The organism is Micromonospora sp. DT81.3, assembly GCF_049847225.1.
GTDB lineage: Bacteria > Actinomycetota > Actinomycetes > Actinomycetales > Microbacteriaceae > Microbacterium.
This window is the reverse complement of record NZ_JBNCNY010000004.1, coordinates 273,257-294,257: the sequence shown is the minus strand read 5'-3', so window position 1 is coordinate 294,257 and position 21,001 is coordinate 273,257. Positions and strand designations below refer to the sequence as shown.

At 70.6% G+C, this 21,001-nt stretch carries 18 protein-coding genes; 12 read left to right on the top strand and 6 right to left on the bottom strand.

Features of this window, described 5'->3' with window-relative positions; genetic code table 11:
- The first annotated feature begins 44 nt into the window (after positions 1–44).
- Both ACPW96_RS11590 and ACPW96_RS11585 read left to right on the top strand, forming a co-directional pair.
- Positions 45–1,019, top strand: coding sequence for a UbiA family prenyltransferase (locus tag ACPW96_RS11590; RefSeq protein ID WP_425883388.1), 975 nt, complete (start codon positions 45–47; stop codon positions 1,017–1,019).
- Between the two features lie 34 nt (positions 1,020–1,053).
- Positions 1,054–2,463 carry a phytoene desaturase family protein gene (locus tag ACPW96_RS11585; RefSeq protein ID WP_425883251.1) on the top strand — a complete coding sequence of 470 codons (1,410 nt, stop codon included), beginning with the start codon at positions 1,054–1,056 and terminating at the stop codon, positions 2,461–2,463.
- A gap of 57 nt (positions 2,464–2,520) precedes the next feature.
- Here ACPW96_RS11585 and ACPW96_RS11580 read toward each other — a convergent pair whose 3' ends face one another.
- Positions 2,521–3,390 carry a hypothetical protein gene (locus ACPW96_RS11580; protein WP_425883250.1) on the bottom strand — a complete coding sequence of 290 codons (870 nt, stop codon included), beginning with the start codon at positions 3,388–3,390 and terminating at the stop codon, positions 2,521–2,523.
- A 28-nt stretch (positions 3,391–3,418) separates the two neighbouring features.
- Between ACPW96_RS11580 and ACPW96_RS11575 the strand changes: the two genes are divergently transcribed.
- Genes ACPW96_RS11575 through ACPW96_RS11550 form a run of 6 tightly spaced genes read left to right on the top strand, consistent with a single transcriptional unit; the run spans position 3,419 to position 9,588 of the window.
- Positions 3,419–3,865, top strand: a complete 447-nt coding sequence (locus ACPW96_RS11575; RefSeq protein ID WP_425818549.1) for a DUF2809 domain-containing protein — start codon at positions 3,419–3,421, stop codon at positions 3,863–3,865.
- Complete coding sequence (locus ACPW96_RS11570) at positions 3,862–4,338, top strand: VOC family protein (RefSeq protein ID WP_425883248.1); 477 nt, start codon at positions 3,862–3,864, stop codon at positions 4,336–4,338. The genes ACPW96_RS11575 and ACPW96_RS11570 overlap by 4 nt, the downstream gene beginning before the upstream one ends.
- Positions 4,339–4,343: 5 nt before the next feature.
- Positions 4,344–5,519 carry a PQQ-dependent sugar dehydrogenase gene (locus tag ACPW96_RS11565; RefSeq protein WP_425883247.1) on the top strand — a complete coding sequence of 392 codons (1,176 nt, stop codon included), beginning with the start codon at positions 4,344–4,346 and terminating at the stop codon, positions 5,517–5,519.
- Positions 5,520–5,545: 26 nt separating this feature from the next.
- The gene (locus ACPW96_RS11560) at positions 5,546–6,631 is read left to right on the top strand and encodes a zinc-binding metallopeptidase family protein (RefSeq protein WP_425883245.1); all 1,086 of its coding nucleotides are present in this window, start codon (positions 5,546–5,548) and stop codon (positions 6,629–6,631) included.
- A complete protein-coding gene (locus ACPW96_RS11555; RefSeq protein WP_425883243.1) occupies positions 6,628–8,307 on the top strand; it encodes an acyl-CoA dehydrogenase family protein in 1,680 nt (559 codons plus the stop codon). Before ACPW96_RS11560 ends, ACPW96_RS11555 begins: the two co-directional genes overlap by 4 nt.
- Positions 8,308–8,352: 45 nt before the next feature.
- The gene (locus ACPW96_RS11550; protein WP_425883241.1) at positions 8,353–9,588 is read left to right on the top strand and encodes a glycoside hydrolase family 3 N-terminal domain-containing protein; all 1,236 of its coding nucleotides are present in this window, start codon (positions 8,353–8,355) and stop codon (positions 9,586–9,588) included.
- Here ACPW96_RS11550 and ACPW96_RS11545 read toward each other — a convergent pair.
- The 5 genes from ACPW96_RS11545 to ACPW96_RS11525 form a co-directional block, all read right to left on the bottom strand.
- Positions 9,582–10,475, bottom strand: a complete 894-nt coding sequence (locus tag ACPW96_RS11545) for a 3-methyladenine DNA glycosylase (RefSeq protein ID WP_425883386.1) — start codon at positions 10,473–10,475, stop codon at positions 9,582–9,584. The two genes, ACPW96_RS11550 and ACPW96_RS11545, sit on opposite strands and share 7 nt — an antisense overlap.
- 377 nt (positions 10,476–10,852) lie before the next feature.
- Positions 10,853–11,605, bottom strand: coding sequence for an SOS response-associated peptidase (locus ACPW96_RS11540; protein ID WP_425883240.1), 753 nt, complete (start codon positions 11,603–11,605; stop codon positions 10,853–10,855).
- A gap of 57 nt (positions 11,606–11,662) precedes the next feature.
- Positions 11,663–11,998, bottom strand: a complete 336-nt coding sequence (locus tag ACPW96_RS11535; protein ID WP_425883238.1) for a DUF6504 family protein — start codon at positions 11,996–11,998, stop codon at positions 11,663–11,665.
- A 151-nt stretch (positions 11,999–12,149) separates the two neighbouring features.
- On the bottom strand, positions 12,150–13,160 hold the full coding sequence (locus tag ACPW96_RS11530) for an App1 family protein (protein ID WP_425818533.1): 1,011 nt from the start codon (positions 13,158–13,160) through the stop codon (positions 12,150–12,152).
- Between the two features lie 5 nt (positions 13,161–13,165).
- A complete protein-coding gene (locus tag ACPW96_RS11525) occupies positions 13,166–13,852 on the bottom strand; it encodes a DedA family protein (protein ID WP_425818531.1) in 687 nt (228 codons plus the stop codon).
- Between the two features lie 42 nt (positions 13,853–13,894).
- On the opposite strand from ACPW96_RS11525, the gene ACPW96_RS11520 reads away from it, so the two are divergent.
- From ACPW96_RS11520 to ACPW96_RS11505, 4 genes are all read left to right on the top strand, one after another.
- Entirely contained in the window at positions 13,895–15,229 is a 1,335-nt protein-coding gene (locus ACPW96_RS11520) for an anthranilate synthase component I family protein (protein ID WP_425883236.1), read from the top strand.
- Between the two features lie 107 nt (positions 15,230–15,336).
- Positions 15,337–17,928: a leucine--tRNA ligase gene (leuS, locus tag ACPW96_RS11515; protein ID WP_425883234.1), complete on the top strand. Its 2,592-nt coding sequence runs from the start codon at positions 15,337–15,339 to the stop codon at positions 17,926–17,928.
- Positions 17,929–18,017: 89 nt separating this feature from the next.
- Positions 18,018–18,626 (top strand): ComEA family DNA-binding protein, encoded by a 609-nt coding sequence (locus tag ACPW96_RS11510; RefSeq protein ID WP_425818525.1) that lies wholly within the window; start codon positions 18,018–18,020, stop codon positions 18,624–18,626.
- A 2-nt stretch (positions 18,627–18,628) separates the two neighbouring features.
- Entirely contained in the window at positions 18,629–20,992 is a 2,364-nt protein-coding gene (locus ACPW96_RS11505) for a ComEC/Rec2 family competence protein (RefSeq protein WP_425883233.1), read from the top strand.
- Positions 20,993–21,001: the final 9 nt, after the last annotated feature.

Here is a 21,001-nt window from a genome sequence, read left to right as displayed (position 1 = left end):
ATCAGCTTTCTAATAAACTTTGTGAAACACCTACTTAGCCTCTTATTCGACCGACGTGCCCGAGGAGCACTGCCATCGAGGATCACACCACCCCCACGGAACATCCATCCGCTCGAAGCCCCGTCGCCGCTCGGCCGGGGTCGAAGTCCGCAACGGGAGAGTCTGCGGCGTGGTCGAACGTCGCCCGTTTGATCCACATCTCGCGGCCCGTGCTGTGGATCAACACCATCGGCACCGGTGTCGTCGGCATGTGGCTGACAGGCCAGCTGTGGGACCCGCAGGCTCTTCCGATCCTCCTGTGGCTGACGCTGCCGTTCAATCTGCTGATCTACGGCGTCAACGACATCTTCGATCAGGACACCGATGCGCTGAACCCTCGGAAGGGTTCGATCGAGGGTGCGCGCATCGAGCCGGGGGAGGTGCGGCTGATCGCCTGGGCGGTCGCCGGGTCGAATCTCCCCTTCCTCGTCTACTTCGTCCTTGCTCTTCCGCCGCTCGCGGTCGCCCTGATCGTGCTCTACACGGGCGTGTTCGTGTTCTACTCCACACCGCCGGTGCGCTTCAAGGCACGCCCGTTCCTGGATTCCCTGAGCAACGCAGCCTACGGACTGCCTCTCTTGATCATGCCCGTCGCGCTCGGCGAACCGCCGGTGTGGCCCGCGGTGACCGGGCTGCTCGCCTGGAGCGTCGCCAAGCACGCCTTCGACGCGGTGCAGGACATCGAGGAAGATCGCGTGTCGGGGATCACGACGACGGCGGTCCGGCTCGGACCGCGCGGAACGGCCCTCTGGAGCGGGGCGTGGTGGCTCGCGTCCACGGCGCTCTTCGCCATCGTCAGTCTTCCCGTCGCCGCCGTGAACATCGCGATCGCCGGCATTCTGATCGTCCGGCTGATGCGGCAACCGACCCCCGCCACCGGGCGTCTTCTCTACCCTCTCTCCGTGGCGTTTCCGTACATCGCCGGTTCCTTCGCCAGCGCGCTTCTCCTCGCCGGCATCTTCCTCGGGACGTATCCGTGACGGGCCGGGCGGGCGGGACCCGCGGAGTGCCGTCGTGAGCCGGATCGTGGTCATCGGAGCGGGGCTGGGCGGGCTCGCGGCATCCGCGCTGCTGGCTCGAGCGGGGCACCGGGTCACTCTGCTGGAGTCCGCACCGACGGTGGGCGGCAAGAGTCGACGGATCGAGCTCGACGGCGAACGGATCGACACGGGCCCATCGCTCGTGACCTTCCCGGCCGTGTGGGACGAGCTGCTGCGCCGACTGGATGACGGACACCGTCCGATCGCGCCCGTCGGCGAGCTCGACCTGGTGCGACTGCCCGAGGTCGGCCGGTACTACTACGACGGCGAGATCATCTCGCTACCCGTGCCGCGGGACCACCCCTGGTATCCGGCGTGGCAGCAGTTCAGCGGTCTGCACGCACCCCTCGCCGACGACGTCACCGCGCTGCTGCTCGCCGATCCCCTCGACCGGGACTCGCTGCCCGCTCTGCGTCGCCTTGTCGCCGTCTACGGCACCCGGCTGACGACTCGCGCCTACCTCGACAGCCTCGAGTGGCTGCCGGACGGCCTGCGCGAGGTCATCGCCATCCACACGCTCAACGCCGGCGTCTCACCCGCGCGCACTCCGGCGCTCTACGCGAGCATGCCCTCGATCATGGCCGAGACCGGTGTCTGGGTGCCCCGCGGGGGCGTCTACGAGATCGCGCTCGCCCTGCAGCGACTGGCGGATGCCGCGGGCGTCGAGCTGCGTGCCGGGGAGGCCGTGACACGCCTCGAGCGCGGACGGGTCACGACCACCCTCGCCGCGTACCCCGCCGACCTCGTCGTCAGCGCGCTGGACGCCGACCGCCTGAACCAGCTGCTGCGCCCATCCGGCTCACAGACCTCCCGCACACTCTCCTGCTCCGCCATAGCGATCTACGGCGTGCTGCGAGAGCCGTTGCCCTCGAGCATCGCCGCGCACAGTGTGATCCTCCCGACCAAGCCGGCGGCGCTGCATCGCAGCCTCGCCGCGGGCGACGAGCCCGCAGACACGATGGCGTTCGTCAATCACCACCGCGCCGGTGAGGTCTATGCGAATGACCGGAGCACCCTCGGCATCCTGCTGACCGCCCCGGCGAACGGAGAGCATTACACGCTGGAGCACCCCTTCGTACGCCGCGAGATCGAGCGCATCTCCACAACGATGGGCCTGAACGCTCCACTGACCGGTGACATGGTGCAGAACGTGGTGCTCGACCCGGCGTACTACGGCTCCTTCGGCGAACCGCACGGCGCCCTCTACGGCGCAGCCCGGCCGCTGTGGATGAGCGGGCCTCTGCATCGACCGGCGTACCGTGACGTGCGGACGCCGTGGCTCTGGCGGGTGGGGGCGTCCGTGCATCCGGGCGGGGGAATACCCGCGGTGCTCGGGGGAGCGATGATCGCCGTGTCGAAACTGCTCGCGAAGAATCCGGCCTGACTCACGACCGCTTTCCGGCGCCTTCGAGCCTGACGTCGGCAACGCTGTCGTTCACCTTCACTTCACCTGCGACACCTCGGTGCGCGCATCGAGCGCCTTCTGGGCCGCGTGCTTGGTCGCCTCGGCGGCCTCCGCCGCGCGAGCGGCCGTCCGGCGTTCGTCCTCGAGCCGGTGCTCGTCGGACTGCGCCTCTTCCAGCTGCTTGAGCACTCGCGCGAGCTCCCGCTCGAGACCGTCCCTGGTCTCGCCCAGGGAATCCAGCCGCTCGCGTGTGCTGCGAAGCTGCGCATCCAGGCGCGTCACTTCGCGTGCGGTCTGGGTGAACGCCTGCTCCGAGTCACGCAGCGCCTTCTCGGCGGTGCGACGCGCGCGGCGCTCCGCGAGATCGTCGCGGGACTCCTTCGGCCGCTCGACCAGGTGGGCGTCGCCGCCGGCCACGGCTCCTTCCAGATCGACCGCATCGAAGCCCACGGTGCGCAGCGCCCGCACGAGTCGGCCGGAGAGCAGGGCGGCCGCGGCCGCTTCATCCGTCATCGCCGCCTGCAGCGTCTGGGCAACCTCGTCGAGCGCCGCAGACGACACCGCCACGCCCTTCTGATGCGCGATCGCCGCGCCTTCTCGCGCGAGCGCGGCGGTCAGCCGCCGGCGCGCCGTGGTCAGCTCCGACATGGCCGGCGCATCCAGTTCGTTCTGCGCATCCCGCATCTCGACGGCGAGCGCGAGCGCCCGCTCGATGTCGTCCTCGCGGTGCCGGACGAGCTGGCCCACCACCCAGGCCGGCACGGACGCGCGCTTCAGCGTGCTGATCGAGCGCGCGAGCGCGGGGTCGTCGGGTTTCACCTCGGCGACGCGCGCCGTGCGGGCGGCCGTGAATTCCCCCGGCGGCACCGCGTAGAGTTCACGAGCGATGTCTTCGAGACTCCCCATGAACCGATCTTGCCGGAGGGATGACCCGATGCCCAGCCCCCGGCGCCGACGGCTCGCCGCCGGTCTCTGCGCGGCAGCCGTCGTCTGCGGGGGCCTGTTCGTCCACCTTGCGCTGCCCGACGGCTTCGCCACCGATGCGACGGGAGACATCCTCTACGCGGTCTTCATCTACCTGCTCCTCGTGGTCGTCGCTCCCCGCCGGCCCGCGTCGATCGTCGCCGCGATCGCGTTCACATGGTGCACGGCCGTGGAGCTCTTTCAGCTCAGTGGACTTCCGGAGGCCTGGGGAGCGGCGTTCGCACCCGTCATGCTGGTGCTCGGCACCGTCTTTTCGCCCACCGACCTGCTGATGTACGCCATCGGCATTCTCATCGCCCTTGCGCTGGATGCAGCGGTCGCGGCCCTTGCGCGATCACGCCGCGAGCATGAGGCTGTAACGATCGTCGCGCCCGTCGACGCCGAGGAGCCGCCATGACCGCCGTGACCCCTTTCCTGTGGTTCGACAACACCGCGGAGGAGGCGATCACCTTCTACACCCGGCTGATCCCGAATTCGGAGATCGTCTCGATCGCGCACTACGCGGAGGAGCAGCCCGGCTTCGCCGGCAAGGTGATGCACGCGCACTTCCGTCTTGCGGGGCGCGACTACTACGCGTTCGACGCCGGTCCGCAGTTCCCCTTCACCGAGGCCGTGTCGCTGTTCGTCTCGTGCGCCGATCAGCAGGAGGTCGACCGGTACTGGGACGCCCTCACCGCGGACGGCGGCGAGGAGCAGCCGTGCGCGTGGCTCAAGGACCGCTGGGGTCTCTCGTGGCAGATCGTGCCCGATCGGCTGGTCGAGCTGATCCGCGACCCCGACCCGGACCGCTCCCACCGTGCCGTGCAGGCGATGCTGGGCATGAAGAAGATCGACATCGCCGCCCTCGAGGCCGCGGCGGCCGGGGTGTAGCCTTCGTGCCGGCACGCGCTCGACGCGGGTTCCTGGCGCTCGCGGCGGCATCCGCCGTGGCCCTCTCGGCCTGCACGTCGGGCTCTCCGGGCGACGCGGTGCCGCCGTCGGCCTCGCCTTCATCGTCTGCTTCCGTGAGCGCCGTACCAGCCGACAGCCCGCGCCCGGAGCCGAGCATCGTGCGGGGCTGGTGGCACCCGACCGGGTCGCTCGAGACGCTTGCATCCGGGCTCGCCGTCCCGTGGTCGGTCGCCCCGCTGCCGGGGGGCGGGTCGCTGATCAGTCAGCGCGACGACGGACGGGTGCTCGAACTGACCGCTCAGGGGGCGCTGCGGGAGGTGGGGATCGTGCCGGACGTCGTTGCCGGCGGCGAAGCCGGGCTGCACGGCCTGGCCGTGTGGGAGGAGGGCGGCGACACGTGGCTCTACGCGTATCACGGCGCCGCGGCGGACAATCGCGTCGTACGGATGCGGATGTCGGGAGCCGACGGTGCCCACACCCTCGGTGCGCCGGAGGTCGTCTTCGAGGGGATCGCGCGCGCACGGAACCACAATGGCGGCCGCATCGCCTTCGGACCGGACGGCATGCTGTACGTGGCGACCGGGGATGCCGGCATACCGGATGCCGCTCAGGACCCCGACGCGCCGAACGGAAAGATCCTGCGGCTGACGCCCGAGGGGGAGGCGGCGCCGGGGAACCCGTTCGACTCAGCGGTGTGGTCGCTCGGTCACCGCAACGTGCAGGGGCTGGCGTGGACGAGCGATGGAACGATGTGGGCGAGCGAGTTCGGCCAGAACACGTGGGACGAACTGAACGTCATCGTGCCCGGTGGCAATTACGGGTGGCCGGTGGAAGAGGGCATCGCCGACCGCGACCGGTTCGTCGATCCCGTCCGGCAGTGGTCGACCGATGAGGCCAGCCCGAGCGGCATCGCGGCGGTGGGAGACACCGTCTTCGTCACGGGCCTTCGCGGGGAGCGTCTGTGGATCATCGACACGCAGGACGGCGCGGCCGTCGCCGATCCGGAGGCCATTCTGACGGGCGCCCAGGGTCGGCTCCGGGACGCGGTCGCCGCGCCGGACGGGTCGCTCTGGGTGCTGACGAACAACACCGATGGACGCGGGAGTCCGCGGCCCGAAGACGATCTGCTGCTGCGACTCGCCCTGACACCGGCATCCTGACCGCTCCTGCCGTTACGGTAAGGACTGTGAGCTCTGCACCGCGGTGTCCGCACTGTCGCCACTTCGTCTACCTCGACATGCTGACGTGTCCCAACTGCGAGGCCGAACTGGCGTACCACTTCGTGACCCGCCAGTTCGTGGGCGTGCGAGCGGGGCGCGCGATGATCGACGACGCCAACTGGTACACCTGCTCGAACCGCGCGTGGGAGTGCAACTGGCTCGTCCGCGAGGACGCTCCGGCCGGCAGGTGCTTCTCGTGCCGCCTCACGCGCACCTCGCCTCCCGCCAACGACACTATCGCCCTCGAGAAGCTGGCCAAGACCGAGAGATCCAAGCGTCGGCTGATCATCCAGCTGGTCGATCTCGGCCTCCCCATCCGTCCCTGGTACTTCGCGCCGGGCGGACTCGGCTTCGATCTCCTCTCGAGCCTCTCGTCCGGCAAGCGGGTGATGATCGGACACGCGAACGGGATCGTGACGATCGACCTGGCAGAGACCCTCGATGACCGCCGCGAGGCGCTGCGGGTCAAACTGGGAGAGCCCTATCGCACGATGCTCGGCCACCTTCGCCACGAGGTCGGCCACTACTACCAGAACGTGCTCGTGACCGACGACGCGACGTGGGCTCGTTGCCGGGAGATCTTCGGCGACGAGCGTGCGAGTTACAGGGACGCCCTGAAACGGCACTACTCCCAGGGCGCACCCGAGGGGTGGCACACGTCGTTCATCTCCGAGTACGCCACGATGCACCCCTGGGAGGACTTCGCCGAGACGTTCGCCCATTACCTGCACATCACCGGGACGCTCTCGACGGCGGCGGCAATCGGCATCCGTCTCGACGCGGCTGTGACCAACCTGCGGGACACGGATGTCGTGCCGCTGCGCTCCTACGGCGATCAGCCGATCCAGCAGCTTCTCGGTGACTGGGACTGGATGTCTCGGGCGTTCAACCGGATCAACCGTTCGATGGGATTCGGCGACCTGTATCCGTTCGAGATCTCCACGCCGGCCAAGCACAAGCTCGCGTTCATGCACGACCTGGTCACGCACGCGCCGCTCACGATCGACGAGCAGGTCGCGATCGCCCTCGTGGCGGAGGAAGAGCGCGCATGACGTCGTACTCACGCGGCCAGCGCGTGATCGGTCCGGCCACCCACTACGTCGAGAACCAGCCGCCGTTCCGCGTGGACGTCAATGAATTCACGCTCAACACCCCGCTCGTGGCCGCCGTCGACGCCTTCGGGGCAGGGTGGGCGACGGAGTCGCTGACCGAAGCGGGCGCGCACGTCGGCACGCTCGACTTCCAGCGCGATGCGCGCCTCGCCAACGTGCACACCCCTGTCGCCTATCCGCACGACCGCTGGGGCTTCCGCCTCGATGAGGTCGAGTACGACCCGTCGTACCACCGTGTGCTCGGCGCGGCTCTCGCGCGCGGCGCGCACACGTCGGCGTGGGCCGAGCCGCGCGAAGGCGCCCACGCGGCTCGGGCGGCGATGTTCATGCTCTTCGCGCAGGTGGAGCCGGGTTCCGCGTGCCCGGTCTCGATGACCCACGCCGCGGTGGCCTCGCTGAGGGATACCCCGTGGATCGCGGCTGCCTGGCTGCCGCGCATGTATTCCCGCGAGTACGAGCCTCGCCTTCTCCCGACCGAGCAGAAGGGCAGCGCGCTGATCGGCATGGCGATGACCGAGAAGCAGGGCGGGTCGGACGTGCGGGCGGGCACGACCCAGGGCGAGCACATGGGCGGCAACAGCTACCAGCTCACCGGGCACAAGTGGTTCTGCTCCGCGCCGATGTCGGACGGCTTCCTCGTGCTGGCGCACACCCGGCGCGGGCCGGTCGACGAAGGGCTCACATGCCTGTTCGTGCCCCGGATGCTGACCCGTGGCATGCGCAACGTCTTCCGCATCCAGCGGCTCAAGGACAAGCTCGGAAACCACTCGAACGCGTCGGCCGAGATCGAGTTCGACGGAACCGTCGGAGTGCTGGTCGGCGAGCCCGGTCGCGGCGTGCGGGCGATCATCGACATGGTGCAGCGCACCCGCCTGGACTGCGTGCTCGGCACGGCGGCCGGCATGCGGCAGTCGGTGGCGGAAGCGGTGTGGCATGCCAGGGGCCGCTCGGCCTTCGACGCGCTGCTCGTCGATCAGCCGGCGATGACCGCGGTGCTCGCCGATCTCGCGCTCGAGGCCGAAGCCGCGATGCTCACCGGCATGCGCCTGGCGCACGCGTTCGAGGCCGAGGCGTCCGACCGCGACGTCGCCTTCCGGCGCCTCGCGACCCCCGTGTCGAAGTACTGGGTCTGCAAACGGGGGCCGCAGCACGCGTACGAGGCGCTCGAGTGCCTCGGCGGCAACGGCTACACCGAGTCCTTCCCGCTCGCGCAGCGCTACCGGGAGCAGCCCGTCATGGCGGTCTGGGAGGGGTCGGGAAACGTCATAGCACTCGATGTGCTTCGGGCGATGACGCGTGAGCCCGACAGCGTCGACGCCTTCGCCGACGAGCTCGGGGAGACCCGTGGGGCCTCGCCGTCGCTGGACGCCCATGTGGAGCACGTGCTCGCCCTCGCCCGGTCGCTGGCCGGCGCGGAGCCGGCCGCCGCGCAGTCGCAGGCCCGGCGCCTCACCGAGGGGCTGGCGCTGGCGCTGCAGTCATCGCTCATGCTCCGCCACGCGCCATCGGTGGACGCCGAGGCGTTCCTCGCGGCGCGGCTCGGCCCCGATCGTGGGGCGCAGTACGGCGTGCTGCCCGCGGGGACGGATGCCGCCGCCATCGTGGCGCGGCACTGACGGCCGCTCGACCCCCGCTCAGGGAGCCGGACGTAGGCTGGGCGCATGCTCGCGCGCCCGCGATTCCGCGCCGCGATCGTCCGGCTCGGCAGCCTGACGATCGGGGTGGCACTGCTGCTGGCTGCCGCCATCACATCCGCGGCAGCCGCGACCTCCCCGGCACCGACGGCGGGTCCGGATTCGGAGCGCTCCGGTGTGCGGATCGAGGCAGCGGCCGCCGGGGAGACCGCGGAGGCGGCATCCGCACGAGTCGCGCAGATGTCCACTCGCGAACGCGCCTCGAGCGTCGTCATGGGGCACGTCCCGACGACGGATGCCGGCGCCCTCCGCGCGTACATGCAGACGGCCGGAATCGGCGGGTTCATCCTGATGGGCGCCAACATCCCGGGCTCGGAGGCGGAACTGCGCGGCGTCACGGCGGCGCTCACGATCGACCCCGCACTGCCCCCGCTCATCGCCATCGACCAGGAGGGCGGCGATGTCAGCCGGCTGCCGTGGGACGAGTTCCCGTCCTCGCTCGAACTCAAGAGCGCTGCGCCCGAGACGGCGGCCGCGGCCTTCGCCGGGCGCGGAGCGCTCGTGGACAGGGCAGGCATCGGGGTGAACTTCGGGGTCGTCGCCGACTTCACCGACGACCCGGGTTCATTCATCTACCGCCGGTCCCTCGGCACGAATGCGGCGGATTCATCGGCTCGCGTCGGCGCCGCCGTGACCGGCGAAGCGCCGTTCGCGGCATCCACCCTCAAGCACTTCCCCGGGCACGGCGCGGCCCCCGGCGACTCGCACGCAGGCATCCCGTCGACCGGCATGCCGCTGGAGCAGTGGCGGGCATCCGAGGCGCTGCCCTTCGCGGCCGGCATCGACGCCGGTGCACCGGCGCTGATGTTCGGGCATCTCGCGTACACGGCCGTGGATGCCGCGCCGGCGACGCTCTCGCCGGAGTGGCACCGGATCGCGCGTGAAGATCTCGGGTTCACCGGGCTCGCGGTGACCGACGACCTGGGGATGCTGCAGTCCTCCGGCATCCCGGCGTATCAGGACCCGGTCGCGAATGCGGTGACCGCGATCGCCGCCGGAAACGACATGGTGCTGGCCGTGGTGCTCTCGACTCCCGACACGGCACCGCGCATGGTCGAGGGCATCGTCGCCGCGATCGAGAACGGCGCGCTGCCCGCGCAGCGGCTGCAGGAGGCCGCCACACGCGTGACCGAGCTCCGGCTGAACGTCGGGGCGGAGAGCGGCCGATTCGTTCCGTGCCCGGCGTGCGCGCCGGCTCAGTGAGCGGTCGGCCGCCAGGCCGTCAGGATTCGCGATCGCAGCGCGTTGGAGCGCTCCGCGAAGGCGCGCTGGCGGCGCACGTACTCCGCCTTGCCCTCGGCCGTCTCGATCCGCACCGGCTCGCCGCCCCACGGCGTCATGTCATAGGGCGAGGCCTGCATGTCGAGCAGTCGGATGTCACGGGCGAGCTCGAACGCGTCGAGCAGGACCTCGCCCGACACCAGGGGGCCGAGCTTGACCGCCCACTTGTAGACGTCCATGCCGGCGTGCAGGCAGCCGGGCTGCTCCATCGCCGGCTGCGCCTCCCGCGACGGCCGGTCGCGGTTGCGCGGCACCGCTTCTGGGGTGAAGAAGCGGAAGGCGTCGAAGTGCGTGCAGCGCAGCTCATGCCCCTCGACGACCGCGTCGGTCGCGTCCTGGCCGAGTCGAAGCGGCACGGGATGCCGGTGCTCGCCCTGCCGGTAGACCATGGCCCATTCGTGCAGTCCGAAGCAGCCGTACGCGCCAGGGCGCGCGGCCGTCTGCCGGAGGATGCGTTCGATCAGCGCCAGCGAAGCACCCTTCTCGCGCTCAAACGACGCGGAGTCCACGATCACGCTGCCGGCAGCGGTTCCCGGCGCGTACCAGCGCCACTGCGCGCGCGGCTCGGCGGACGCGTCCTCGAGCTGCACGTGGGCACCGGGATGCCACCGCCGCAGCACCGCGGGCTTGTAGGAGTAGTACGTGAACAGGAAGTCCCAGATCGGGTGCTTCTCGCCCCGTGATGAGCGTGCCCGATGGTCCGCGGTGAGGGCGTCGGCCCGGTGGCGGTGCGCGGTTTCGCGGGCACGCCACTCGGCGCCCGGAAGCGACACGGTCCCTGGAAGGGACACGGTCTGTAGAAGGGACACGGTCTCCGGAAGGGACACGGTCTCTGGAAGGGACACGGTCTCTGGAAGGGACACGACGTTCGCGGGGGAGAGGACGGACGAGCTCACCTCTCGAGGATAGGCGTCAGGAACACGGTGCTCCGGACGTGATGCCACGGTGCTCCGGACGTGATGCCACGGTGCTCCGGACGTGATGCGAGGGGCGCGGATCATGTTGAGTCACGCGCCGGCTTGCACCAAGGGCTCTCAAAGGCGGTCGACCGGCACCGCAAATCGCTTCCGCGCACCTGTGGTTGCTTCGCGCCGTCTCAGACGCGAAGACGATGGGATATGTATCAGCCGGCGAGGAGGTTCCTCGCCGGACCTGCGAAGCGGACGGCTGGGAGTTACGGGCTCAGTCAGACGAGCCAGACCGGCTCAACGGACTGTACCGGCTCAACCGACTCGACCGGCTCGATGAGCTCCGGACCGTTGTTGCGCACGTTGCCGACGGCGTTGGACACGACGCGATCGTCCAGGGTCTCCGCCACCTCGGGCGCGGCGTCGATGACGGCGTCCAGCACGTCGCCCACGTTCTCGGTCGTCGGATCCAGCCACGCCTCAGCGTGGGCCTCGTCCACGAAGACCGGCATGCGGTCATGGATGGAGCCGAGCCGGCCGGTCGAGCTCCGGGTGAGGATTGCGAAGCTGAGCAGCCAGCGCGCCGGGTCGTCTTCTGCGAGCTGCGGGTTCCTCCACCACTCGTACAGCCCTGCCATGAGCAACGTCGACCCGTCCGCGGGGTGGATGAAGTGAGGGGTCTTGGTGCCACCCTCGGTCTGCCACTCGTAGTAACCGGATGCCGGCACCACGGCGCGTCGCTTCTCCAGCGCGTCCCTGAACAGGCTCTTGGTCTCGAGCTCCTCGGCCCGGGCGTTGAACGCCTTGACACCGACCGACGGGTCCTCGGCCAACGCCGGGACGAGACCCCACCGCGCCGCCTCGAGCCGCCGGGTCGGCGGATCCGTCTTCACGGAGTCGAGCACGATGGCCACCCGATCAGTGGGGCAGACGTTGTAGCTCTCCGGGGGCAGGTCCTCGCCGATGGTGTCGACATCCAGAAAGGTGACCAGATCGGATGCCGCTCTCGCGACGACGAAGCGTCCACACATGCGGCCCAGCCTACGTGGCGACGCCGACACGCGACCGTGCGGACGACCTGCCCGCCGCTATGCGAACAGCTGCGCCTCGAGCCTCTCGTGGCTCGCCGCCATCAGCACCCACCCGCGGTCCGGCGTGAACGCGATGTCATACGTCCCGTCCAGCGGTTCCGACCCGTCGGCGCCACCGCCCGTGAGCGAGACAGCATCCACCCGCCACTCATACGTCTCGAGAAGCATCAGCGCTCGCCCCCGCGGAGCGCGCCCGGACTCGCGCCACCACGGACGTCGCCCCACCCACGGCTCGGGAATGCTCGTGACCCCGTGGGTCACGCCGCGCCACTCGAACCGCAGGGGCGCGCCCGCGGCATCCGTCACCACATCGATCGTCTCCTCGACCTGCATCCCGCTGACCCCCGATATCGAAGATGAATTCGAGGAAAGCGTATGGCGGGGCGCCGACATCGAGGCGCCCCACCGCGCGGCGCGGCCGACGGACCTAGTTCGCGAGCCCGACCTCTTCGAGGCGCCCCACCGAGCGGCGCGGCCGACGCACCTAGTTCGCGAGCCCGACCTCTTCGAGCCGCTCCAGCAGGCCCGCTCCGTCGGATGCAGTCACCCACGTCACGTCGGTCTCGAGGTGATCGTCTGCGACGTTGCGGCCACCCGCCAGCACGGCCTCGGTGGGGGAGAGGCGGCGGATCGCGACGCCGACCACGGAATCGGGGAACTCCTTCGCGAACTGGGTGTAGATCTGCTCGTCCTTCTGCCCGTCGTCGCCAATGAGCAGCCACCGCACCCGGGGGAACTCCTGGGCGAGACGCCGGAGGTTGCTCAGCTTGTGCTCCATGCCGCTGCGGAACCACCGGTCGTGCGTCGGGCCCCAGTCCGTGAGAAGGATCGAACCGGGCGGGAACAGGTGCCGGGAGAGGAATCTCGTGAGCGTCGGGGCGATGTTCCAGGCCCCGGTGGAGAGGTAGACCATCGGCGCACCGTCGTGCGTTCGCACCAGCCGTTCGAGCAGCACCGCCATCCCCGGCACGGGAAGCCGCGCGTGCTCGTCCACCACGAACGAGTTCCAGGCGGCGATGAAGGGCCTGGGCAGCGCCGTGACCATCACCGTGTCATCCACGTCGGAGATGACCCCGAACGTGACGTCGGGGCCGACGACGAACACGCGCGCCTCGACGGGCTCGCCGCCCTCGACCGAGAGCGTCAGTGTCTGCCATCCCGGCTCGAGATGCGCCTCGATGCGGGTGTCGAGCACGCCACCGCGGTCGGCGACGATCTCGAACCGCTGACCGCCGACGCTGATCGAGACCTGCGCGAATGCGACCGGGATCCCGATGAAGCTGCGCCAGCCCCGCACGCTCGCGTACTCACCCGTCTCGGTCTTCTTGGGCGGCCGCACGATCAGGGCACGACCGACGACGCGCACCCAGCCAGGGCCGCCGTAGCCGGGGAACGGGGCGATGGTCGCGGTCATGCCTCGTCGGCGCGCTCGGCGCTCCCGCCATGCGTGATAGCGGTGCTCGAGCCGGGCGAACCAGTGGATCTTGGGAGACATTCCCCCTAGTCTTCCACGCCGTTTCCCGGGGTCGTGGCGCTTGATTCGTCGACGTCATCGTGCATATGGCGGCGCTCCAGCCGCTCGATGAGCTTCTTGCCGAGGAACGCGACGGCGAGGAAGAGCACGATCATCCCGACGAAGAGATACCCGGCGAAGTGCACCGTATCGGCGAGCTCCCTGTACGTGCCGGCCGCGAGGGCCGACACGGAGATGTAGATGGTCGCCCACAGCACGCACGCCGGAGCGGTCCAGGCGAGGAACCGCCGGTACGGGAACCCGCTCATGCCCACCGTGAGCGGGACGAGGGAATGCAGCACGGGCAGGAACCGGGAGATGAAGATCGCGGGGCCGCCCCGGCGGCGCAGATAGCGCTCGGAGCGTTCCCAGTTCTCCTGCCCGATCCTGCGGCCCACCCACGAGTGGTGGATCTTCGGCCCCAGCCATCGTCCGAGCCAGAAGCCGATGCTCTCGCCGATCAGCGCGCCGATCACGACGGCGACCCCGAGAAGCACCGCCTCGAGGGGAGAGGAGACCGCGGTGGCTGCCACGATCACGACGGTGTCACCCGGCACGACGAGCCCGATCAGCACACTCGTCTCGAGGAGGATCGCGAGCCCCGCGAGCAGAGTCCGCACCACGGGGTCGACGCTCTGCACGACATCGAGCAGCCACGTGAGGAACTCGTTCACACAACGAGCCTACGGCGAGGTGCTCCCCATAGCCTGGGGAGCATGTCCGCCGATCTCGCCGCCCTCGCCGTGGACGGCTGGACCGACCCCGAGCGCCTCTTCGCGGCACACGAGGCGACGCTCGACGGGGCGTTCTGGCTGGATGCCGGCCGAGAGGCCGACACGGGCTGGAGCTACCTCGGCCGCGGCGAGCGGGAGACGGATGCCGGGGCGGTGCGCTCGGTGCGGTGCGACACCACGCCGGCGGGCGAGTGGCCCGCCGGTCCCTTCCACGGCGGCTGGGTCGGGTGGCTGGGATACGAGCGTGGGGCCGCCATCGCCGGGGCGCCGATCGCCGAGCCCGACGAGGGCATCCCGGAGGAGGTCTGGCTCCGCGCCGAGCGATTCGCCGCCTTCGACCACGCGCGACGGGAGATCTGGGCCGTCGCGCCGGGCGTCGAGGCGGAGGAGTGGGCGGCCGAACTCGCCGCGCGGGTCGCCGCCGCGACCGACCCGGTGCCCGACACGACGCTTCCCGCCGCGGCATCCGCAACCGTCGCCGGCCGTCACGACCCCGAGACCTACGCCACTCTCATCGAGCGCTGCCGTGACGCCATCCGCGAGGGGGACGCGTATCAGCTGTGCCTCACGACGCGGTTCGAGCTGACGGCATCCGCGGATCACCCGCTCGATCCGGCGGCCGCCTACCGGCGCCTGCGCGCATCGAGCCCCGCCCACCACGGCGGCTACATCCGGGGCGGCGACGTCGCCCTCCTGAGCGCCAGTCCGGAGCAGTTCCTCACCGTCGCCGGGGGAGTCGTGCGCACCCGGCCGATCAAGGGGACGCGTCCGCGGGCGGCGGATGCCGCGGCCGACGCCGCCCTTGCGGCGGAGCTGCGCGCCGACCGGAAGGAGCGCGCCGAGAACGTGATGATCGTCGACCTGATGCGCAACGACCTGTCGCGGGTGAGCGACCCCGGTTCGATCCGGGTCGAGGGGCTGCTGGAGGTCGAATCGTATGCGGCGGTGCATCAGCTGGTCAGCACCGTGTCCGGCCGCCTCCGGCCCGGCTCGACCGTCGACGACCTCCTCGTCGCCTGCTTCCCCGCCGGCAGCATGACGGGGGCCCCCAAGCTGTCGGCCATGACGATCCTGCACCGCCTCGAGGGCGGGCCTCGTGGCATCTTCGCCGGATGCTTCGGGTACGTCGGCCGGGATGGGTCCGCCGATCTGGCGATGATCATCCGGAGCATCGTGACGCACCCCGGCGGTGCATACGTCGGAGCCGGCGGAGGCATCACGTGGCTCTCGGATGCCGCGGCGGAGGTCGCGGAGGTCGGGATCAAGGCGCGCGCGCCCCTCGCCGCGCTGGGAGCGCCGCTTCCACCGGGCTGGTGAGCGCCGACGGGCGCGAACCGCGGCCCGCCGGGGGCAGGTCCTGTCCGGGGTAATCTGGAAAGAGCGCCTTCGCGCACCCCCGACATACGCACGATTGGTCCCACTCCGTGTCATACAGCCCTGCCTCCGAGTCCGCCCCGCCCCAGGAAGGCGGCGGATACGACGCGCGCGCAATCCAGGAGAAGTGGCAGGCGCGCTGGGCCGAGGCCGACCCGTTCCGTGCGGGCGGGTCCGAAGACGCCCGTCCGCGCAAGTACGTGCTCGGCATGTTCCCCTACCCGTCGGGCGACCTGCACATGGGTCACGCCGAGAGCTACGCCTACGTCGACGTCGTGGCGCGCTTCTGGCGCCACCGCGGCTACAACGTCCTGAATCCGATCGGGTGGGACTCGTTCGGCCTGCCGGCCGAGAACGCCGCGATCCAGCGCGGTGCCGATCCCCGCGAGTGGACGTACGCCAACATCGCGCAGCACAAGAAGAGCTTCCGCGAGTACGGCTCGTCATACGACTGGTCGCGCATCCTGCACACTAGCGACCCGGAGTACTACCGCTGGAACCAGTGGCTGTTTCTGAGGCTCTACGAGCGCGGCCTGGCGTACCGCAAGGACAGCCCGGTGAATTGGTGCCCGAACGACCAGACGGTCCTCGCGAACGAGCAGGTCGTCGACGGGCACTGCGAGCGCTGCGGCGCCGAGGTGATCAAGAAGAAGCTGACGCAGTGGTACTTCAAGATCACCGACTACGCCGACCGTCTGCTGGATGACCTGAACCAGCTGGAGGGCTTCTGGCCGCAGAAGGTCATCCAGATGCAGCGCAACTGGATCGGCCGGTCCATCGGCGCGGACATCCACTTCGAGATCGAGGGCCACCCCGAAAAGGTCACCGTCTTCTCCACACGTCCCGACACTCTCTACGGGGCCACGTTCTTCGTCGTCGCGCCCGACTCGGACCTGGCCGCGGAACTCGTCGCCGGCGCATCCCCCGAGGTGCGGATGCGCTTCCAGGATTACCTGAGCCGCGTTCAGAAGACCACCGACATCGACCGCCAGAGCACGGATCGCCCGAAGACCGGCGTCTTCCTCGAGCGCTACGCCGTCAACCCGGTGAACGGTGTCCGCCTGCCGATCTGGGCGGCCGACTACGTACTGGCCGACTACGGCCACGGCGCGGTGATGGCGGTGCCGGCGCACGACCAGCGCGACCTCGACTTCGCGCGCGCCTTCGACCTGCCGGTGACCGTCGTCGTGGACACGACGGCGCCCGTGACCGGCGCGATCCCGGTGATCGAGGTCGACGAGCACGGCGTGCCGATCGATCCGGATGGTGGCGCGTTCGAGTCGATCGACCCGGCGCGCACCGGCATCGCGCTCACCGGCGACGGCCGTATGATCAACTCCGGTCCGCTCGATGGCCTGTCCAAGCGCAACGCGATCGCGAGGGTGATCGAACAGCTCACGGCCGCCGGCACCGGCCGGGCCGCCAAGACCTTCCGCCTGCGGGACTGGCTGATCTCGCGTCAGCGCTTCTGGGGCACGCCGATCCCCATGATCCACACGGAGGATGGGCGCATCCTGCCCGTGCCCGAAGACCAGCTGCCGGTGACGCTGCCCGACGCGGAGGGCCTCGACCTCAAGCCCAAAGGAACCTCGCCTCTGGGAGCGGCCGCGGAGTGGATGAACGTCACCGATCCCGAGACCGGCGCGCGGGCACGCCGAGACCCGGACACGATGGACACGTTCGTCGACAGCTCGTGGTACTTCCTGCGTTTCCTGGGCGCCGGCGATACGACGCAGGCGTTCTCCTCCCGTGAGGCCGACCGGTGGGCTCCCGTCGACTCGTACATCGGTGGGGTCGAGCACGCGATCCTGCACCTGCTCTACGCCCGGTTCATCACCAAGGTGCTCTACGACATGGGGCTCATCGACTTCACCGAGCCCTTCTCGACGCTGATCAACCAGGGCATGGTGCTGCTCGGCGGGTCGAAGATGTCCAAGAGCAAGGGCAACCTCGTCGAGTTCGCCTCGAGCATGGTCAACCCGGGTGCCGACACGGTGCGCGTCGCGATCGCCTTCGCAGGCCCCGTCGAGGACGACATCAACTGGGAGGATGTCTCCACCACGGGCGCCCACAAGTTCCTCGCGCGCGCATGGCGGGTGGCGAAGGACGTCTCGAGCGATCCGTCGGTCAAGTGGGCCGACGGCGATCCCGCGCTCCGGCGCGTGACGCACCGCCTGCTCGCGGACGCCCCAGGGCTCATCGAGCAGACCAAGTTCAACGTCGTCGTCGCCCGGCTCATGGAACTCATCAACGCGACCCGTAAGGCCATCGACAGCGGCCCCGGGCCCGCGGATCCCGCCGTGCGCGAGGCCGCCGAGGTCACCGCGATGATCCTCGATCTGTTCGCGCCGCACATGGCCGAGGAGATGTGGGAGATGCTCGGCTACCCGCCGTTCGTCGGTCTCGTCCCCTGGCGCCAGCCCGATCCCACCCTCCTGGTGGAGGAGACCGTGACGGCCGTCGTGCAGGTGGACGGCAAGGTCCGCGCGACGCTCGAGGTGTCGGCGCGCGTGGACGGCGCGAAACTCGAGGCGCTCGCCCGCGCGGACGAACGCGTCCTCCGCTCGGTGGGCGATCGGGAGATCGTGCGCGCCGTGGTGCGGCCCCCCAAGGTCGTCAGCTTCACGACGAAGCCGGCGTAGCCTCCTCCCCAGCCCTGCGGCGACCGACCGAGTCCACGGACGCGTCGATCGGCGCCGGGGGAGACGCGCCGCGTTCGTAGCGTGGACGGGTGACGTCGGTCGAGGGATACGCGCGGCCCGCGACCCGCTGGCGCCTCGGCATCGGTGCCGCCGTGGTGGTCGTTCTGCTCGCCCTCGCCGTCACCGTAGGGATCGGGATCATGAGGGGGAGCGCCGCTCCAACCGAATCGGTGGTCCTCGACGAGGATCGGGGCGCCGACGAGGCGGCAGAGCTGTACGTCCACGTCTTCGGAGCGGTTTCGGACCCCGGGCTCTATGTGCTCCGGGAAGGCGCACGGGTCGTGGACGCCGTCGCGGCGGCCGGAGGGATGCTCGAGGGCGCCGACGAAGCGGCCGTCAACCTGGCGCGGCAGGTCGGGGACGGGGAGCAGCTGTACGTGCCGACGGAGGGCGAGAGCGCGGCCCTCGGTTCCGCCGTGTCGGGCGCGGGACCGGATGCCGGTGACGGCCGGATCAACCTCAACACGGCGACGGAGGCCGAGCTCGACACCCTGCCGCGCATCGGGCCGGCGATGGCCCGGCGCATCCTCGAGTGGCGCGACGCCAACGGCCGGTTCACGAGCCTTGAAGATCTGCTGGCCGTGCCGGGCATCGGCGACAAGATGCTCGAAAGCCTCCGAACGCTCGTGACGCTGTGACGATGTACACAACGATGAGGACGAGCGGCCGCGACACGAGGCTCGTGCCCATCGCGGTGGTGACCTGGGCGACCTCCCTGACGGCGGTCTTCGCCCCGCAGGCAGCCGGATGGCTCGCGGCCTCCCTGTGGGCCGGCGCAATCGGCGGCCTGGCGTGGGCGGCGCACGGCGACCGCACCCGGGCGGGCCGCGGCGCGCTGATCGTTCTCGTGCTGTCGCTCGCGCTCTCGGCCGCCGTGGCGTCACACGTGGCGATGGCCCAGCCAGCGCGCGAGGCCGCGCTCGGCGTCTCGCTCGCCGGCGGCCGGGCGGTGGATGTCCGCGCGGTCGTGACCACGAAGGCGGAGCACGGCCCGAACGGTCGGCTGCGGTTCGACGCCGACGCGTCGAGCATCGTCGTGGGGAGCGAGCGCGTCCCGCTGGCGGTGCCGGTGTCCATCTCCGTCGCCGCGCACGATGTCACGGATGGGGTGCTCGACCTCGGCAGCGAGATCATCGCGCGGGGAACGGCGATGGCGGCGGATGACGGGGACCGGGCTGTTCTTCTCGTCTTCGCCTCGCGCGGGGTCGAGGTGGTGCGAGGACCTCCCGGCGTCCTCGGGCTCACCTCCGCGCTCCGCGGCGACTTGGTGCAGGGCGCCTCGGTGCTCCCGCAGCCGGGCGCGGGCCTGCTCCCGGGACTCGCGGTCGGGGACACGCGCGCTGTGCAGCCCGCGTTGGACGACGCCATGAAGGCGAGTTCGCTGACGCACCTCACCGCGGTATCCGGGGCGAACTGTGCGATCGTCGTGGGCTTCGCCTTCGCGGCCGCCGCCGCCTGCGGGGCGCGGCGCGGTGTGCGTGTAGGCGTCGCAGTGGTGGCGCTCGGGGGGTTCGTGATCCTCGTGACTCCGGAGCCCAGCGTGCTCCGGGCAGCCGCGATGGCGGCAGTCGGCATGCTCGCGGTGCTGCTCGGACGCACCGGCGCCGGCCTGGCGGTGCTCTGCGCAGCCGTGATCGTGCTGCTCGTCTCCGACCCCTGGCTCGGCGGCTCGCTGGGGTTCTGTCTCTCCGTGCTGGCGACCGGCGCGCTGCTCCTGCTCGCGCCGCCGCTCGCGAGGGGACTGACACGGTGGATGCCTCGCGCGATCGCCCTCGCCCTGTCGGTGCCACTGGCGACCCAGCTGGCGTGCGGGCCGCTCATCGTGCTCGTCTCGCCCACGGTGCCCCTGTACGGCGTGCTCGCGAACATCGTCGCCGGTCCCGCCGCCCCCGTCGCCACCATCGTCGGACTGCTCGCCTGCCTGGCGGCGCCGATCCCGTGGGCCGCCGCCCTCCTCACCGCGCTCGCCTGGCTGCCGTCCGCCTGGATCGCCGCGACGGCGAACGCGGTGGCCGGATTGCCGGAGGCCCTGCTGCCATGGGTGGACGGGTGGCCGGGAGTCGCCCTGCTCGCCGCGCTCGGCGGTGCGCTGGCACTCGTCATCGCGCCCTCCGGCAGGGGGCCTCGCGCGGATGCCGTGATCCGGTGGATCGCCGGCATCGCGCTCGCCACGACCGTGGGGGTGGTCTGCGGGGCCGTCGCCCTGCGCGGGGTGGCCGGGCCCCTGACCGTCCCGAGCGACTGGTCGATCGCGGCGTGCGACGTGGGCCAGGGCGACGCCGTTCTGCTGCGGTCCGAAGGCGTCGTCGCGCTCATCGACACGGGCCCCGTGCCCGCACCCCTCACCGCCTGCCTGTCACGGGTCGGCCTGGGACGCATCCACCTGCTCGTGCTCACGCATTTCGACCTCGACCACGTCGGCGGCCTCGATGCCGTCGTCGGGCGCGTCGACACCGTCGTCCACGGCCCTCCGGCCTCCGCAGAGGATCGAGCGATCGTCGCGGCGCTCCGCGCCGCGGGAGCGCGCACCGTCGAAGGGCATGCCGGCCTCGGCGGTCGTCTCGGCGCGGCATCATGGCAGATCGAGTGGCCACGGGCCATCGGTCACTCGTTCCGCGAGGGCAACGACGGCAGCGTCGTGCTCGGCATCGAGGGCGGCGGCATCCCGCACACCCTGCTGCTGGGCGACCTCTCGGCGGCGGCGCAGCGCGCCCTTCGCGGCGACGGGGGCCTCGCCGACTCGTACGAGGTCGTGAAGATCGCCCATCACGGCAGCGCCGACCAGGACGCGACGCTGTACGAAGAGCTGGCCCCGGCGGTCGCGCTCGTCACGGTGGGCGTCGACAACGACTACGGGCATCCGAGGAAGGAGACGCTCGACATCCTGGGCTCCATCGGGGCGGTGATCGCCCGCACCGATCGGCACGGCCTGATCACGCTGACGATGGACGATCGGGGCGTCGAGGTGTGGCGCGAACGCGGCTCTGTCGACGGCCGCGGGTAGGCTGGCCGC

Coding starts and splice junctions, on each gene's coding strand:
- ACPW96_RS11580 (WP_425883250.1), bottom strand. CDS start 3,390: ATGGGGAGTCTCGAAGACATCGCTCGTGAACTCTACGCGGTGCCGCCG.
- ACPW96_RS11575 (WP_425818549.1), top strand. CDS start 3,419: ATGCCCAGCCCCCGGCGCCGACGGCTCGCCGCCGGTCTCTGCGCGGCA.
- ACPW96_RS11570 (WP_425883248.1), top strand. CDS start 3,862: ATGACCGCCGTGACCCCTTTCCTGTGGTTCGACAACACCGCGGAGGAG.
- ACPW96_RS11555 (WP_425883243.1), top strand. CDS start 6,628: ATGACGTCGTACTCACGCGGCCAGCGCGTGATCGGTCCGGCCACCCAC.
- ACPW96_RS11550 (WP_425883241.1), top strand. CDS start 8,353: ATGCTCGCGCGCCCGCGATTCCGCGCCGCGATCGTCCGGCTCGGCAGC.
- ACPW96_RS11540 (WP_425883240.1), bottom strand. CDS start 11,605: ATGTGTGGACGCTTCGTCGTCGCGAGAGCGGCATCCGATCTGGTCACC.
- ACPW96_RS11535 (WP_425883238.1), bottom strand. CDS start 11,998: ATGCAGGTCGAGGAGACGATCGATGTGGTGACGGATGCCGCGGGCGCG.
- ACPW96_RS11530 (WP_425818533.1), bottom strand. CDS start 13,160: ATGTCTCCCAAGATCCACTGGTTCGCCCGGCTCGAGCACCGCTATCAC.
- ACPW96_RS11520 (WP_425883236.1), top strand. CDS start 13,895: ATGTCCGCCGATCTCGCCGCCCTCGCCGTGGACGGCTGGACCGACCCC.
- ACPW96_RS11505 (WP_425883233.1), top strand. CDS start 18,629: ATGTACACAACGATGAGGACGAGCGGCCGCGACACGAGGCTCGTGCCC.